This window comes from Nitratidesulfovibrio vulgaris str. Hildenborough (assembly GCF_000195755.1).
GTDB classification, from domain to species: Bacteria; Desulfobacterota; Desulfovibrionia; order Desulfovibrionales; family Desulfovibrionaceae; genus Nitratidesulfovibrio; species Nitratidesulfovibrio vulgaris.
The window spans coordinates 1,576,135-1,590,301 of record NC_002937.3; the positions used below are offsets into that span (position 1 = coordinate 1,576,135).

At 57.2% G+C, this 14,167-nt stretch carries 21 protein-coding genes and 1 pseudogene; 4 read left to right on the top strand and 18 right to left on the bottom strand.

Annotated elements, in window-relative coordinates:
• Positions 1-92: 92 nt before the first annotated feature.
• The 13 genes from DVU_RS07065 to DVU_RS07125 form a co-directional block, all read right to left on the bottom strand.
• Positions 93-827 carry a head maturation protease, ClpP-related gene (locus DVU_RS07065; RefSeq protein ID WP_010938793.1) on the bottom strand — a complete coding sequence of 245 codons (735 nt, stop codon included), beginning with the start codon at positions 825-827 and terminating at the stop codon, positions 93-95.
• Positions 820-2,079, bottom strand: coding sequence for a phage portal protein (locus DVU_RS07070; protein ID WP_010938794.1), 1,260 nt, complete (start codon positions 2,077-2,079; stop codon positions 820-822). The genes DVU_RS07065 and DVU_RS07070 overlap by 8 nt, the downstream gene beginning before the upstream one ends.
• Positions 2,079-3,776, bottom strand: coding sequence for a terminase large subunit (locus tag DVU_RS07075; protein WP_010938795.1), 1,698 nt, complete (start codon positions 3,774-3,776; stop codon positions 2,079-2,081). Before DVU_RS07075 ends, DVU_RS07070 begins: the two co-directional genes overlap by 1 nt.
• Before the next feature lie 4 nt (positions 3,777-3,780).
• Positions 3,781-4,248, bottom strand: a complete 468-nt coding sequence (locus DVU_RS07080; protein WP_010938796.1) for a phage terminase small subunit P27 family — start codon at positions 4,246-4,248, stop codon at positions 3,781-3,783.
• Positions 4,249-4,331: 83 nt separating this feature from the next.
• On the bottom strand, positions 4,332-4,730 hold the full coding sequence (locus DVU_RS07085) for an HNH endonuclease (protein ID WP_010938797.1): 399 nt from the start codon (positions 4,728-4,730) through the stop codon (positions 4,332-4,334).
• A 19-nt stretch (positions 4,731-4,749) separates the two neighbouring features.
• On the bottom strand, positions 4,750-4,998 hold the full coding sequence (locus DVU_RS07090; RefSeq protein WP_010938798.1) for a hypothetical protein: 249 nt from the start codon (positions 4,996-4,998) through the stop codon (positions 4,750-4,752).
• A complete protein-coding gene (locus tag DVU_RS07095; RefSeq protein ID WP_010938799.1) occupies positions 4,995-5,345 on the bottom strand; it encodes a hypothetical protein in 351 nt (116 codons plus the stop codon). Before DVU_RS07095 ends, DVU_RS07090 begins: the two co-directional genes overlap by 4 nt.
• Positions 5,345-5,752: a hypothetical protein gene (locus DVU_RS07100; protein ID WP_010938800.1), complete on the bottom strand. Its 408-nt coding sequence runs from the start codon at positions 5,750-5,752 to the stop codon at positions 5,345-5,347. The genes DVU_RS07095 and DVU_RS07100 overlap by 1 nt, the downstream gene beginning before the upstream one ends.
• Positions 5,753-5,915: 163 nt before the next feature.
• Positions 5,916-6,305, bottom strand: a complete 390-nt coding sequence (locus tag DVU_RS07105; RefSeq protein WP_010938801.1) for a type II toxin-antitoxin system PemK/MazF family toxin — start codon at positions 6,303-6,305, stop codon at positions 5,916-5,918.
• The gene (locus tag DVU_RS07110; protein ID WP_010938802.1) at positions 6,298-6,861 is read right to left on the bottom strand and encodes a hypothetical protein; all 564 of its coding nucleotides are present in this window, start codon (positions 6,859-6,861) and stop codon (positions 6,298-6,300) included. Before DVU_RS07110 ends, DVU_RS07105 begins: the two co-directional genes overlap by 8 nt.
• 341 nt (positions 6,862-7,202) lie before the next feature.
• Positions 7,203-7,463, bottom strand: a complete 261-nt coding sequence (locus DVU_RS07115) for a hypothetical protein (RefSeq protein WP_010938804.1) — start codon at positions 7,461-7,463, stop codon at positions 7,203-7,205.
• The gene (locus DVU_RS16800) at positions 7,450-7,743 is read right to left on the bottom strand and encodes a DUF1064 domain-containing protein (protein ID WP_223295086.1); all 294 of its coding nucleotides are present in this window, start codon (positions 7,741-7,743) and stop codon (positions 7,450-7,452) included. Before DVU_RS16800 ends, DVU_RS07115 begins: the two co-directional genes overlap by 14 nt.
• Before the next feature lie 197 nt (positions 7,744-7,940).
• Positions 7,941-8,348, bottom strand: coding sequence for a hypothetical protein (locus DVU_RS07125; RefSeq protein WP_014524431.1), 408 nt, complete (start codon positions 8,346-8,348; stop codon positions 7,941-7,943).
• Between the two features lie 760 nt (positions 8,349-9,108).
• On the opposite strand from DVU_RS07125, the gene DVU_RS07130 reads away from it, so the two are divergent.
• The gene (locus tag DVU_RS07130) at positions 9,109-9,294 is read left to right on the top strand and encodes a hypothetical protein (protein ID WP_041722649.1); all 186 of its coding nucleotides are present in this window, start codon (positions 9,109-9,111) and stop codon (positions 9,292-9,294) included.
• 32 nt (positions 9,295-9,326) lie between these two features.
• Here the strand turns inward: DVU_RS07130 and DVU_RS17005 are convergent, their stop codons facing one another.
• Positions 9,327-9,716, bottom strand: coding sequence for a DNA cytosine methyltransferase (locus DVU_RS17005; protein WP_223295158.1), 390 nt, complete (start codon positions 9,714-9,716; stop codon positions 9,327-9,329).
• 3 nt (positions 9,717-9,719) lie between these two features.
• Between DVU_RS17005 and DVU_RS16810 the strand changes: the two genes are divergently transcribed.
• Positions 9,720-9,974 (top strand): hypothetical protein, encoded by a 255-nt coding sequence (locus tag DVU_RS16810; protein ID WP_223295163.1) that lies wholly within the window; start codon positions 9,720-9,722, stop codon positions 9,972-9,974.
• A 327-nt stretch (positions 9,975-10,301) separates the two neighbouring features.
• Here the strand turns inward: DVU_RS16810 and DVU_RS17010 are convergent.
• From DVU_RS17010 to DVU_RS17015, 4 genes and pseudogenes are all read right to left on the bottom strand, one after another.
• Positions 10,302-10,859, bottom strand: a pseudogene (locus DVU_RS17010) (DNA cytosine methyltransferase); the annotation flags it as partial.
• Between the two features lie 133 nt (positions 10,860-10,992).
• Positions 10,993-11,349, bottom strand: coding sequence for a hypothetical protein (locus tag DVU_RS07140; RefSeq protein WP_014524429.1), 357 nt, complete (start codon positions 11,347-11,349; stop codon positions 10,993-10,995).
• Entirely contained in the window at positions 11,349-11,762 is a 414-nt protein-coding gene (locus DVU_RS07145; RefSeq protein WP_010938809.1) for a phage regulatory CII family protein, read from the bottom strand. Before DVU_RS07145 ends, DVU_RS07140 begins: the two co-directional genes overlap by 1 nt.
• Before the next feature lie 210 nt (positions 11,763-11,972).
• Positions 11,973-12,284: a helix-turn-helix domain-containing protein gene (locus DVU_RS17015; RefSeq protein ID WP_081448130.1), complete on the bottom strand. Its 312-nt coding sequence runs from the start codon at positions 12,282-12,284 to the stop codon at positions 11,973-11,975.
• A gap of 77 nt (positions 12,285-12,361) precedes the next feature.
• Between DVU_RS17015 and DVU_RS07155 the strand changes: the two genes are divergently transcribed.
• Complete coding sequence (locus DVU_RS07155; RefSeq protein WP_164928128.1) at positions 12,362-12,973, top strand: S24 family peptidase; 612 nt, start codon at positions 12,362-12,364, stop codon at positions 12,971-12,973.
• 57 nt (positions 12,974-13,030) lie between these two features.
• Positions 13,031-14,017 (top strand): hypothetical protein, encoded by a 987-nt coding sequence (locus tag DVU_RS07160; RefSeq protein ID WP_010938812.1) that lies wholly within the window; start codon positions 13,031-13,033, stop codon positions 14,015-14,017.
• Positions 14,018-14,167: the final 150 nt, after the last annotated feature.

Here is a 14,167-nt window from a genome sequence, read left to right on the forward strand (position 1 = left end):
CATGAGGCCGACGATGTGGCGGAATGTGTCGGGGAACCGGGTGCGCACAGCGTCTAGCATGCGCGCATACTCCATGATCTTTTCGTCGCAGGTCATGCGGTCACCTCATGGAAGCGGGCTATGCGTTCGTAATGGTCGCGCTCGCACGAGTCAGGGGTGTCATCGGTATCTGCATCGAGCACGTTGTCATCGACGACAGGAGCCTTTGCGTACACGCCAAGGTTCCAATTGGCCTGTGCTTTCGGTGCGGACTCCTCAATGGAGTCCGCAAGGCCCGCCTCGACAGCCTCTTGCGCAGTAAACCACGTCTCGGCAGCCATCATTTCTGCCATGTCGGATACGGATTTGCCGCATTTCTGCGAGTACGTCTCGGCAAGCGTCCCGTCGAGTTTCTCGAGCAGGGATGCAGTCTGTATCAGGTCGTCACTGTTGCCAGCCGTGAACACCCAGGCCTTGTGGATCATCATGAATGCGCCGGGGGCCATCAACACATCGTCACAGGCGATTGCAACGAAAGACGCGGCAGAGGCGGCATAGCCATCAACGTGCGCGATGACCTTGGCGGGGTGCCCCTTGATTGCGGCCTCCATGCATCGGGCAGCGAACACCTCCCCGCCGGGAGAGTTGATGCGCAAGTGGATGGTGCTGGCCGTGATCGCATTGAGCTCACGCACGAAGGCTTCGGCTGACACCCCTCCCCAATAGTCGTCGGTGACGATCACATCATAGAGGTAGATCGTCGCTTCTTCGCCGTTGGCTTCGGCTCTCATCGGTTTTCGCGCGGACGCTTTGGCATTGTCGCGCAGCAGGCGTAGCACATTAGGCATCGGCCTTTCCTCCTCGCGTCTCTGCGGGACGCTGCATGGTGTCGCCTCCTGCTATGGGGGGCAGCCCTTCGGCAGATCGGATTTCGTTCACGGTCATGAATCCAGGCTCCTGCATCGAGCCACGAGCCGTACGATAGTATTCGCCACGGGTCTTCGTGTCACCGCGGGTGAGTTCTGATTCGTCGAACTCCGCGAAGTGACCGTCACCCCGGAAAATCTTGACCTCCAGTTCTTGTTCAAATGCCGTCAGATGGTCGTTGAGCGTGAAGGTCGTGAACCAACGGGCCATCTGTTCGACTCCGGCCCCCCACGATGACGTCTTTTCTGTCTCTCCGACCATCACCGGCGGCACACCGAAGAACCTGCAGATGTCGATCACGCTGAACTGGCGCGACTGGATGAGTTGGGCGTCATCGGCGGTCATTGACAACTGCTTGGCCTCGCCGCCTTCTGTCAGTACGAGCGGCTTATGATGGTTATGAGCCCCGGCGTACCGCTCGCTGATGTGTGCGCGAATCATCTCGACGGCTTCGGGTGTCATCTTTGCGGGGTATTGCAACGCGAAGGCTGACTGCATCCCGTTTGCGAAGAAGGCTGCGCTGGACTTCTCAGCGGCGAGACCAAGGCCGATGCCCTGAGCTGCTGCCGAAATGGTGGACAATCCCCGTTTGCCGTCCCATCCGACGTTGGGGATATGCAGCATGTCGTCTTGGTCGATCATGGACTGCGCACCGTCTTCCCAAGTCACGCGATAGAATAGACGGTTGCGCTCGACGCCGGGCAGCTTGTCCAAGCCGAGCTCCCAAGCCCAATAGATGGCTACGTTGCGTGGGTCGATGGGGTACAAGGCAACAGGATCCCCTGACCGGGTTCGAATGACATGGGCGTACGCATTCCCCTGCAACACCTTCGATTGCGCCAGAAACCGCCAGAACGTGGCTGCCGTCATAAAACGGTTGGGCCTGACGCGCAGCATGCTGGCTATGGTGTGTCCTGGGGCAATCTCTCTACCGTCATCGCGGCGTCGACGGTAGATTTTGACGGGAGCGGAGGCAATCGCCCCTCCGATTAGCCGAACGCAGGCGAATACGGCAGAGAAACGCATCGCTGTAGACTCGTTCACGATAACCCCGGAAGCTACACGACTGCCTCCAAAGGTTTCAAACCATGAGTCGGCGTCAGCGAGGTTCAACGATGCTGCGTTTTTCGGTGACACTTCTTTGCGCCCCAAGATACGATCGAGCCATCCCATCAGAGCACCACAAACCCTTGCGTAATGGTTCCGTCATCCACAGGGGCGGCAAGTGCTCGGCCCATGGCCATAATGGCCGCCACAGCACCGTCGATCTTGTATTCTGCCCGATCCTTGCGTGGGAACACGTTGTCTTTGGCATCGGTATGGCAAACCACGTTCGATATGCACCACGTCAGTACAGGGTTGCCGTTGTGATGCAGCTTGCCGGAAGCCACCAACGCTTCGAGTTGCTTCATGGGCTCGCTGAAGTTCTTCACCGTGGCCCCGAACTCGACCATCGGGATGCCTTCATCGGCCAAGTGGGTGACAAGCTGGGCCGCTTGGAAGGGGTCATATGGCATCTCTATGGGGGTAAGGAGCTTGGCCCGCTCTTTGATGCGCTCCTCTATGGCATCGTAGTCCACCATGCCGCCATCCGTGAGGGTGATCCATCCTGCGGTAGACCAACCTCGATAGATGTCGGCGTTCACTACGGATTCGAGTGCGTCGGTTGGCAGCCAGAAGTCTGCAAACAGATAGAAGTGCTCTCCGCGCTTGAAGAGATACGCGGCAGCGTTCAGGTCTAGTTTGCTTGCGAGGTCGAGAGCGAACCAGCACGGCTCCCCGGCGAAGTCTTCAATACGAAGCTCGGCATCGGCCTGCCGCTCCCACGTGGCCATGTTCATCCATGCACTTCGGGCATTACACCAGACGTTCAGGTGCTTGGTCTTGAACGTATTCTGCTTGCTTGGATTCTGAATGGCTTTACGCAACTGCGATTGCAGGTAGTCCGCACGTACCGACACCCCATAGTTAGGGTTCGCCTTGCGCAAGGACTCCTCACTCTGCCAGTCGTCACCATCGTCTATCGTGTAGATGATGCCGAAGAGTTCATTGTCTTGCAGGGTGTTATCCAGAACCTTCTGGACTCGCAGCCTCATGTCATAACACGGCCCGCCCAGATTGAAGCCTGCGGTCGTGATAACAACCATGAGAGGTTGGGACCGGGCCCCCATGCCGGTGATCATCGTGTCGTAGAGCCGGGGACCGTCGTGTTCATGGTATTCGTCGACGATGGCGCAGTGGGGTGATGCGCCGTCGCCGGGATCGCCAATCAATGGTTCAAATTTGCTGGCTGTTCGGAGGATGTTCATGTTCTTTGCGCGAACATCCACTCCATAGTGATCCGTGAAGCCTTCGGCGCGAAGAGCCATGAGCCGAGCAGGGCCGTAGACCTCCCAAGCCTGTTTCTCCGTGGTTGCCCCGCTGTACACCTCGGCGCCTTCTTCGCCGTCCTCGGTGAGCATGTAGAGTCCGAGCGGCGCGACAAAGCAGGACTTGCCGTTCTTGCGAGGAATCTCCTCATATGCCTCTCGAAAGCGCCGGAGCCCGTCTGCAGTCCTTTTCCAACCAAAGAGAGTGGTATCGATGAAGCATTGCCATGGTTCAAGGTGCAGCTTCTCGCGTTGGCGGGCCCATATGCCTTTGACATGGGGCATGAGCTCCTTGAATCGGCATATCCGCTCTGCGGCGTTGCGGTCGAAGTAGTAGGGGGCGTCTTTCACTCCGTCCCATCGCGTCAGGTCGTCGAGTTGCCGTTTACAGGCTAGCCGTACCCACTTGCACGCGAGCGTACGCCCGGCGACAACATCTCTGGCGTATTGCAAGCCAGCGTCAACGTGAGGATGGGAGGATTCTTTACTGACCTTTGCCATGGGGCTACCCGAGGGCTGCGAAGCCCTGCTTATTCTTTTCCCGGTTGCCTGCAGCCGCCACTCTTGTACGGCTGCTTGGCGTCATGCCGAATTCGGTCAAGAACTTGTGCATCAGCAAGGCAGCACTGTTGGCAATGCCTACAAGCGGATGCTGGATGGTCGTACCGTTCGCCGTCACGGTCGTAAGGCGAGGGTTGTCAGGGTCGGCGTAAATTTGTGCTTCTGCTTCTGACCATCTCCCGTACGCCTGGCAGTATGCGGCGAGCGCTGCGCGGTCGATGTTGGAGAGGAGGCCAAGCCGATGCAGTTCATCCGTAATGCGGCCCCATTCCATCAGGGCTTCGCGCGAAAGGTGGCGAGGAGCAGAGGGAATCTCAGGGTTTGGGCGCGCTTCATGAGGGTTCATGCGACACTTTTGGTCGGTGCCTCGAAGAACCTTGAGGTTAGAAGGAATTGGTTTGCGCCCTGCCATAACGAGTTCTGACCCCCCCTTTCATTTTGCACGCGTAAGAATCGAAGCCCGACATCGGTCTATCCCGGCCAAAGTACAAAGAATCACCTCCCCCCACCCCTGATGCCGCGGAGCCCGCCGTCCTGCTGTGCGGTCTTGCGGCTATGGCAGGCATGGCAGAGGGGCTGGAGGTTTGCGCGATCGTCTGTGCCTCCCTGCGCGCGGCTGACGATGTGGTCGACATCCGTGGCGGCGGTGATGCGGCCCTGTGCAGCGCAGGCACGGCAAAGCGGCTCCTCGCGTAGCACCTGCGCGCGAAGCGCGCGCCATGCACTTCCGTAGCCTCGGGATGCCGCGTTGCCTCTCGTTCGATCATGGGCACGCTGTGCCGTGCGCTGTTCTTTCTTGGCGCACTCGGCATGATGAGGGCATAGGCCCGAAGGGTCTCTGGTGAGGGCTGTGCAGCCAGCGTGGCGGCAGATGCGCAGAGGACGTGCAGGCATGTTGTTCTCCCTGAATGGGCTACCGGCCCCATATGAGCGGCCACAGTTTGGACGCTAGCCCACCGGCGACTCCGGCGGCTGCCATGAGCGCGGTGAGCACCAGTTTGCCGCCCTTGCGCTGCTGTTCGGCGTCTTCGAGGGCACTAACGCGTACGTCCAAGGCATCGATACGCTGGCCCCTGATGACGCACCGCTCGGCAAGCATGGCCTTGATGACGGCGATGTCGGCCTCTATGCGGGCCAGCCTTTGTTCTTCAGTCACGGTCATATCCCCAGCCCGAGCATCCCCAGCAGGATGCGACCGATGAGGGCCATATCGTCAGAGGCATAGCCGAACCACCCCACTGACGGGAAAAGCGCCACGAGAATGGGGCGCACGATGACCTGCCAAGCCAGCGCAACGCCGCACAGCAGCCCCACCACCGACCGCCACGAGCGGACGAATCCGATGACGCCCCCCTGCGACGACTGCACTTCGGCGGTGTTGGTCGCCTGCTGGCCCATGAGCCGCTCGTGCTCCTGCTGCCGTTCGGCGCGGCGATTGGGCAGCATGTCGGCCACACGGTCGACCACGCGGCCCGCAAGCCCTCCGGTGAGCATGTCGAGCCAGCCCATCACGCCCGCCCGAGGGCCATGTCGCAGCCCCGGCCCACCGTCGCGGAGTCGTAGGGGTGCTGGCCGTTCTCGTGCCTGATGATGCAGGCCACCAGTGCAGGCAGCACACGTGCCACGTCCACTGCTTCGTCGGGTCGCACGCCAAGCCTGTCGGCCACGTGCATGACGTAGGCGTCGGTGTCGTTCTCGGAAGGTGGGGCCCAGCGCGTGATGATCTGGCGTATGGTCTTGAGACCGTGCTTGCGCTGGTAGTTCAGCAGAATGACGCCCATGGCACGGATGCCGTACTCAGGGGTCGAAAAGGTGCAGAAGTCGGGGTCTGGCTGCTCCGGCGTCAGTCCCTTCCACTGGTCACTGTGCCGGATGTTGCCGGGATTGTTGTTACGGATGCCGCGCGGAATGGCCATGGCTACGCTCCTGTTTGAGAGAAGCGTAGAACGATGGGGTGGGGGAAAGGCAAGGAAGGCAGGCTTGGAAACGGGGGTTTACAAGCAAAAAGCCTCGGTTCAAACCGAGGCGCTTCCGTACAAAGGCAGGTGGAGGGTCAAAGGCAATCCTGTACTTTTGACATTATGATGATAACCCTGCTTTTTTCAAACTCTGTTTGGCTTGAGGGCTAGCAAATGTTTCACGTAACAGAGAAAGAACTTCAGAGATTTTTGCGTCACTCAATCTGCCGCTCACTCGGCGAATGATTTTTTTATGCACGGTTGCCAAGCGAACAGGCCGAACGTACGAAGGTTCGTAGATTAAATTCCCATTTTCAATGTCTTTGCTGGTAATTTCAATGCAATCCTCAAAATTTGACTTCCTTTTGGTAATCATGCAAACCAGCACATCATCGCCCATAACTTGAGCCACGATAAGTGTCGGACGATCTTTTGTTTCAGACATGTCTGTCGCGGGGAAATCACAATAAACAATATCCCCGACGGAGTAATTACACGAGGTTTTATCCATGGCTCGCAAGAAAAGTTTCGGCAGACAACGTAGTACAAACGTCTGTCAGTTTTTCAATTTCATCAAGCTCTTCTAAATACTCAATGAAAAGATTATGCTCCCTCCCTGTCACGTTGCGATACGCTTGGGAGAACTGCACAAAGCGTTTTTCATCCTTTGCAGCGAAAGCCCACTGTACGAGAGAGCCGAGCACTTTTTCGTCGCCTTTTATGCTATCATATATAGTCATTATGAGGTTGATTGCATCCAAGAATTGTCCTGCATAGGACATTGAAACGGCGTAATTCAAAATCAAAACATCTTCCTGCACAAATTGAAGTGAGCGCTTATGGTACTTGTGCATCAAGTCCCATTGCCCACGCGCAGCCGCAACACTTCCCAAAGCTGAAAGTCCCACGGGCACATTAAGATTCTGTAAATCGGTAGCCTTTTTTTGGATGTCGCGCAGCTTTCTCGCCAAAGACAGCTCATCAGTCTTTGAATGAACTACAACGTTCAATTCGCCTATTATGTCGTTAAACATAGAGATATGTGCGGGCAACGGCTGGGAATGCATAGGTAATCCTCAAAGGGCTAGATATCCAGCGTGTAGCCTTCTGCCCTATATTCACTAATACACAAAAAAAAACAACCCCGCCGGGGCTAAACGAACAATGAGGACGTATCACCTAGAACACCTGCCCGGCAAAGTCAATTTGGACGCCGAATCGACTCCGCTAGCAGTCGAATTCCACCTTACCCATGCGCAATGGGGTTCCCTGCGCGTGCCGGTGGCGCCACAGCCGGGGCAAACGTAGTCTGCATCTCGATCGTCCGGGCCGTAAACACGGGAAAACCTGAACCGAAGTTGAGTCCCGCAATCCGGGCACAATGGAGCCCACGAAGGCCTCGCCATTCTTAGCGTCCTCCTTCCATGAAGGCCGCCACGTCGAACCCTTCGTAGGTCTCAACCACTCGTATCGGAAATCCCTCATCGGGGAAGAAGGGCTGCACGAAGTAGTTGTGGAACCATGTGCAGGCTGTCAGCAGGTGATCGTCCCACCAACGTACGCCCAGCAGGGAAGGGCCGTGCTGCTCACCCTCGATGCCATACCAGCAGGTGGCGAAGTACACGCGGACTTTTGCCGTTGCCCATTCGGGATGGCTAGAACCGCTCATATTCCCACGCTCCTCCTTTGCCTGCTTTGACAGCCACGAACGTGAACCACGGCTTCTGCTTGGCTGCGACCTTGATTTTGACTCGGGCATCGTCCTCCCAATGCCCTTTGACCTCGTGGAGTTCCACGCTTCCATCCGCGCAGATGACGAGGAAGTCCGGGGTGTAGAACGTCTTTTCCGCAAGTCTCAGTTTGACCCCTTCGTAGTCCCATCCCACGATGTGCCCGGCCAGCATCAGCCCCTCCAAGTGCTCGGCGTAGCGCGCTTCGGTCTTGTTCATGCCCTCGGTGCGGTAGCTGCGCCCAGAAGAGGGGAGCCGCCCCTTTGCGCGTGAGTGGCTTACTCGGGACTGTGTTCCGTGCCGTACGTGTTGAGGCTGTGGGCGCAACAGTGGGCGGGAGCCTTCTTGGGCCTGCTTGCGGCTCCATGCTTCAAGCCCTCCGGCCGCGCGGATCTCTGCCGAGGTGGCGGTGATGGTCACTGATCTCTCCTTTCCGTGCCGCGGTCGCGTTCGCGTTGCCTGTTGAGCCAAGCCCTTGCCTGTTCTCGGTTGAAGGCCATCTGCTCCTCGAACGGCAGGTGTGGTTCTGGCAATGCTAGCCGACGGGACGCATCAAACTCCGCGATGGCTTTGCAGGCGGCGATGGCGTCAGCTATCGAGGGGAACCACCTCGATGTCCTGCGGTGGCGGCGTATGGCCCTCGTGATGACTTCCGGCGAGAAGTGGGCCAGATCCTCCAGCCATAGGGCAGCCATGCCCATGACTTGCTCCTCCGTTACCCCCGATCCGGGATAGGCCAGGGTACAATCCGCCAGTGCGTCCACGATCGCCTGTAGCCTCAGCCGCTGGGCGTCCTGTGGCCTTTCCGAGTATCTCGTCGACATTGAGTCCCCTCCGTGCTGCTACGTTGCGTGCGAGTAAGTCCCTTGTGCGCGATGCCTTCTGTGCTTGCGTGGCGACGCGTGGCCCGTCCCGCTGTGGGGGCGTCTGCACCTCGGGTTCGGCTTTCCACAACTGCCGGGCGATGAAGTTGCCGAGGGATGGCGCGAATCGTCGTGGGACGTCGCTGTCCCATTGGCCAGACGCCTCCCATCGGTCGATGGCAGCGTAGATCGCGCTTTGTCCGGGCCATGAGCGTGAGGCGAGTGCTGCGCGGTACTCTTTGAAGCCGTCCATGGGGCCACCGACGCGGCCATGGGCGTTGTAGTACGCTCGCAGCTCCTGCCATTCGAGCGAGGGCATGCTCTCCTCCGGGCCATCAGGCGGCGGCGGGGAGGCAGAGGTGTCGAGGGGGGCTTCGGGCGTTTCGGAACCGTCCTCGCGCGTGCGCGCGTAAGAGAGAGAATCTTCTCTTACGTAAGTAGGAGCAGGAGTACTACGATCCGTAGTACGGTCGTTGTACGCCGTACCTTCGTCGTACGTACGGCGTACATACGGCGTACCTGAGGCGTACATTTGGTACTCGGACGCGGAAATTCCCTTGTATCCGTCGGCCTTTAGCGCAGCAGCTGTTTCCGGGGCCGTGCGAGCGAGTCGAGATAGCCGGGCTGCATCGCTTCGGTCGTCAGCCTGAGCGGCCCAAGAGTTGTGCTCCTGCCAGTCATGGAGTTCCCATGTCCCTTCCTCGCCATCGAGGAATCGCCCGTGAAGCTCGGCTACCAAGGCTCCTTCGTCTCCGAGCCAGTCTGCGGCAAGCTCTACGTCGAGTGCATCCATGCCGCTGAGGTTGCCATCTGGCCTGTTCTGAGCCGCCCACATCCACAAGATCTGCAGCGAGCGGACGCCTTCCAGTCCGCAGCGCCGAGCCAATCGCTTGACCTTGGGGTGTGACCAAAACCCGACCGAAAGTCTGATGTCGGTGTTCATGACGCGTCCCTTTCAGAGGGTGAGAGGGTATCCGTAGAATTCGTACCGAAAGCGTACATACGGTCGTAGTACGATCGTAGTACGGTCGTACTTACGTGCTGTGGGTTGTCTGCCATGGCTGACCCTCGCATACCGCGCTGGTGATTTCCGGAAGCTGTGCAAGCTGTGGACGCTTTCTGGTTTTTGATTTGCGTATTGAGGGTGGACTGGATGCGCTCACCAATCCAGCGCATCACCGGCACGGCCATGCTGTTACCCAATGCCTTGTAGCGTGGCCCATCAGGACAGGCGGTGGCTGGTTTGTTTCGCCATGCTATGCGCGTGTAGTCGTCTGGGAACCCCTGCAAGCGCTCGCATTCGCGTGGGGTCAGGCGGCGCACGGACATGCCGTGTTGAAGGTGCTGGTCTGTACCCGTCGACAGGGTGAAGGCAGTATCGTCGCTGCCGAGATAGCCCTTGCCCCCGCCTTTGCAGCCGCAACGCACCTTGAAGGCGTGGGCAGGGGCTGGAAAGCCAAAATACCCGTCAACAGTGCCGCCTCCTTCGCGACCGCGAATGGCAAGGGAACAGGGCACGAACAGGCCGGCACCTCCGAGGGCATGTTGGTCTTCACGCCCTTGCTTGGCTCCGAAAGCGGCGTTTAGCGTCGGCGCTATATCCACGGGCCACGGGATGAGATTCTCCGTCTCCGGATCCATCCGCTGGCCTTGTGAAGCCAAGAGAGGCTTTGCTGCTATGTAGGTGTCCGCGTCAGCCCTGTGGCTTGAATTGGCCCGGGCGCGTAGGCATGCAGCTACGTCAGGGGTGGAGTGGCCTCTTGATGGTCCGTTTGAGTCTCCGCCTGCGCTGTCTGCGAAAGAGCCCGACGCAATTGCTCTGGTAATCTCTTTCCCCGCTTCTCTGCTCGGCGCAGGATTCCCCGACAGGCTGTGCCGCTCAAAAAGAACCGCTGCGGCACGTCGCCAGTCTCCAAGATGTCCGACAACGAACACGCGACGCCGTCGCTGGGGTACTCCAAAGTATTGAGCGTCAAGAATGCGGTAGGCGAACCCATACCCGAGTTGCGCCAAGCCCCCGAGAAAGGCTCCAAAGACCCGTCCGCGGTCAATCGACAGGACTCCGGGGACGTTCTCCCAGACCACCCATCGGGGGCGTATGTCTGCAAGAAGGCGTAGGAATGCGAGGGTGAGGTTGCCACGAGGGTCATCCAGTCCTCTTCGGAGGCCTGCGACACTGAACGCCTGACAGGGAGTCCCGCCGACCACAAGGTCAACTGTTCCACGGTACTGCTCCATAACGATTGTGGTGAAGTCGCCAAGGTTCGGCACATTGGGGAAGTGATGCGCCAGAACGGCGCATGGAAATGGCTCGATTTCAGCGAACGCGACGGGGTGCCATCCAAGAGGGTGCCAAGCCACGGTTGCGGCCTCGATGCCCGAGCATATGGAGATGTAGCGCATGGTCATCTTCTCTTTCCGAGCCATCGGCCATCGCGGCAGCGCTTTTCGCACCACGCCAGAGGGAGCCATTGCCAAGGCGGCGTGGTGATAGGGCAGGGGCGCAGGTGTGGATGCATGTTGAGCATGTGTCGTAAGGCCGGGATGCTGGATGCCCCGACAGAGTGCGGGGAGTTCGGACGGCAGCGCTTAGGATCGTAGGGCATCAGTTCCTCCGTGCCTGAATGCTTGCTCGTTTGTTCCAGAGCGCGGCGTAAAGAGCGTGAAGGCTCTTATGCCGGCTGATGCCCATGGTCACAGATCCGCCGTTCCGGTAGCGTTCGGGAGTGAGGCCGTTGAACACGCGGTCGCATTGATCGAGGGCTTGAAGGAGGGCTTTGCCGTTCGCTCGTGTGCAGTGGCGGTGGAATGCCAACGCGGCGCAGGCCAGAGCTTCAAGCACGTCGTGCTCGACGACTTCGACCGTGATCGTGCCTTCGCGGGAGTTGTCGGGCATTGGAGGGTCACCGGAGATGAACAGGGGTACGCCAGCCTTCAAGGCCCGTGCATCGGTCGAGTTCATCACTGATCCCGCTCTCTGGCACGGACGAGCACGTCCTCCAGTTCTTTGATGGCTGCGCGAAGCTTGGGCATGAGGTCTGTATAGTGCGCCCCGGCCCGTGCTGCCCTAGTGAACTCCGTCACTGCCTCGTAGCCCTGCAAGCACTCGTCTTCCATGTTCAGCCCATCGGGAGCCCCGCCGAGGGGGCGCAGCCCGTAGCCCATGAACCCGGCAATGGCCTCAAGGGGGGCGACGGAATTGCATGCACGCATGAGCGGCACCAAAGACTCGACGCCGAGCTTTGCGCCTGAATCGTAGGGTGAGAGCTCGCGCGAGAGCGTGGACTTGTGCTTGCCGATCTCGGCAGAGATGGCCGTTAGGGTGCGGCCCGAGTTCTCCACCATGTCCATGAGGACATCTTCAAGTGCTCGCATGGTTAAACAGCCTCCTGAGGAGTTTCATTTTAGCTTCGTGCCGGACGGGGTAGGGTGTGAGCATGGAAACGCTACACGTTAACGTCGCCCGCCTTAGGCGTTTGATAGGCCTCATAGCCGTTGCAAGGCTCACTAATGAGCAAAACGTGGCGAGGATGCGCGTACCCACTGCCGGACGCGATCTTCCCAACCAGACGCTCGGCGCAGTGGTTAAGATTGCTTTGAAGCATCATGTTGATGGCTGCGCGGCTTGCGCGGAGTGCTGGGGGAGGTTGGGGTGCCAGCAAAAAGGTCAGGGCGCAGCTGCTCAAAGCTGATTCCGAGAGATCGTGCATAGGCGGCGCACGAGCCCAAATCAGGGAAAGACTTCCCTCGACAATGGCGCCATACCGTTGGGGTTTTCAGGCCTGACATGCGGGCAAGCGCTGAATAACTCAGACCTTGCTCTTCTCTGATTCTGTCGATGATGTTCATATTTAAAATATTACATCGGTGAAACATGACGGTCAACGCTTCGCGCATGTCGATGCAACGAGTTGGCTGCTACCAAGCGAACTATGAAGGCAAACCTTATCAACAAAAGAGCTTGGGACTCCATCTTGGCCAAGGTCAAAGACCTTGTTGAGCAAGGCATGACCTATAGCGCCATTGGAAAGATGCTCGGGAAGTCACCCGCCACCGTTAACAGGTGGGTCACGACTGGTGTGGGCGGAGATTCCACGCCTTTTGTCAATATGCTTCAATATATGGAAGCATTAGGACTTAAGTGGGGCGACATCGTTGAAAACCTTGAGCCTGCAGCCTGTGGTTACGGCTATGTTCGTAAGGTGCAAGCTAAGCTCGGAGCTGGCTCAAGCCTCATCACAAATGGAGATCTGGAAGGGATGTACGCGTTCCGGCAAGACTTCATCAATGAGATGGGAGGCAATCCTGAGTCGCTGGTCATGTTTGATGTAATCGGAGCTAGCATGGAGCCAACTATACCCGATGGCTCCACCGTCCTTGTCAACCTGCGCGACACTTCAATCCGATCAGGGCTGATATACGCAGTGCGCGTTAACGACGAATTGCTGGTGAAGCGACTGATTCAAGAGCCTGGGCGCCTGCTATGTCACAGCGACAACCCAACGTTCGGCGATACTGTGATTGATGGAGAGAACCCGAACTTTGAGGTCTTCGGCAGGGTACGATGGCTTGCGAAACGAATGTAGCGGCACGTAAAGATGAGCTAAAGCCCAACTCGGGCAACACGCTAGTGAGGAAAAGGCATGTGCGCTGGAGAAGACCAAGGCAATATTTTAGTTTTCAAGAAGGACAACAAGTTACCCAGCATAATCAATTCGACTGAACTCGGGGAGTACTTCAAAAACTCAAATTCAAACACATATCAAGATATACTAAATAACCTGAACAGCATTTCAACAGCGCTGGATATTAAGTCGCTTATAGGTGACGGGGAAACATTTCAAATCATCGCAAAGAACGCAGACTTGATTGCTCCAGGTCAAGATGGACTTTATCCAGCAGTGTTAAGAGGCAAAGATGGGCGCATAGTCGAACACATAAAACTACGCAAAGCTGGCTTTGACTGCATGCAAGCGGCTCGCGTTGTTGGCACTCAGTTCATGCTTTTAAATATCGCTATGAAACTCGACGCCATCGATAAAAAGCTGGACACAATCAATAGCAATTTTCATATAGATCGCATTGCAAAGATTAAGTCTGGTCTTTCATCGCTTCGTACACTCCACCATTATGAGCAAGAGATTAGAGACCAAGAGGTCAGCAATACTCTTCAAACGCTTAGAGATGGCATGCATGCTGGCATCGAAGAACTTCGCTTCGACATCTCCAGGTGGCCCGATGAAACTACAGGATTTCTAGATGGATGGTTCGGGGATGGGGTCAAACAGGCAGAGCAGAGAATTGCAAAGTCACGAGAGACATTGTTTTACATTGCTGAAGCCCTGAAAGGAATGCTTGTTTGCGAGACACTGCGCAGCAATCCTCAAATTCTTGCCATGGAGTCTCACTTCAAGGTTTTTCAGGACATGCTGAGCGATGGTATACTTGATATTGCAATTCGCAAATCAAGAATTCTTCCAAAATCTCGAACTGACATAAATGAATGTTTCTGGAATGAGGCTAAGGTCGAGCTCTTGAAACCCACAGTACAACTCGGATTCAAAATGCATGAGTCCATTGCAATCGAGATTCATACAAAAGATTTGGAGGTAGCAAGTCATGGCAAATAATAAGTGCACTGAGTGTGGTAGAGACCTAGTCGAAGGCGAAACTGAACTATGCCCAAACTGTAAGCGTACAAAACATTCTACATGGAAAATGATAGGTTCCGTAGCTGTATTTGTGATCGCAGTGGTGGTAGTTATTGCCACTGGTAAAAA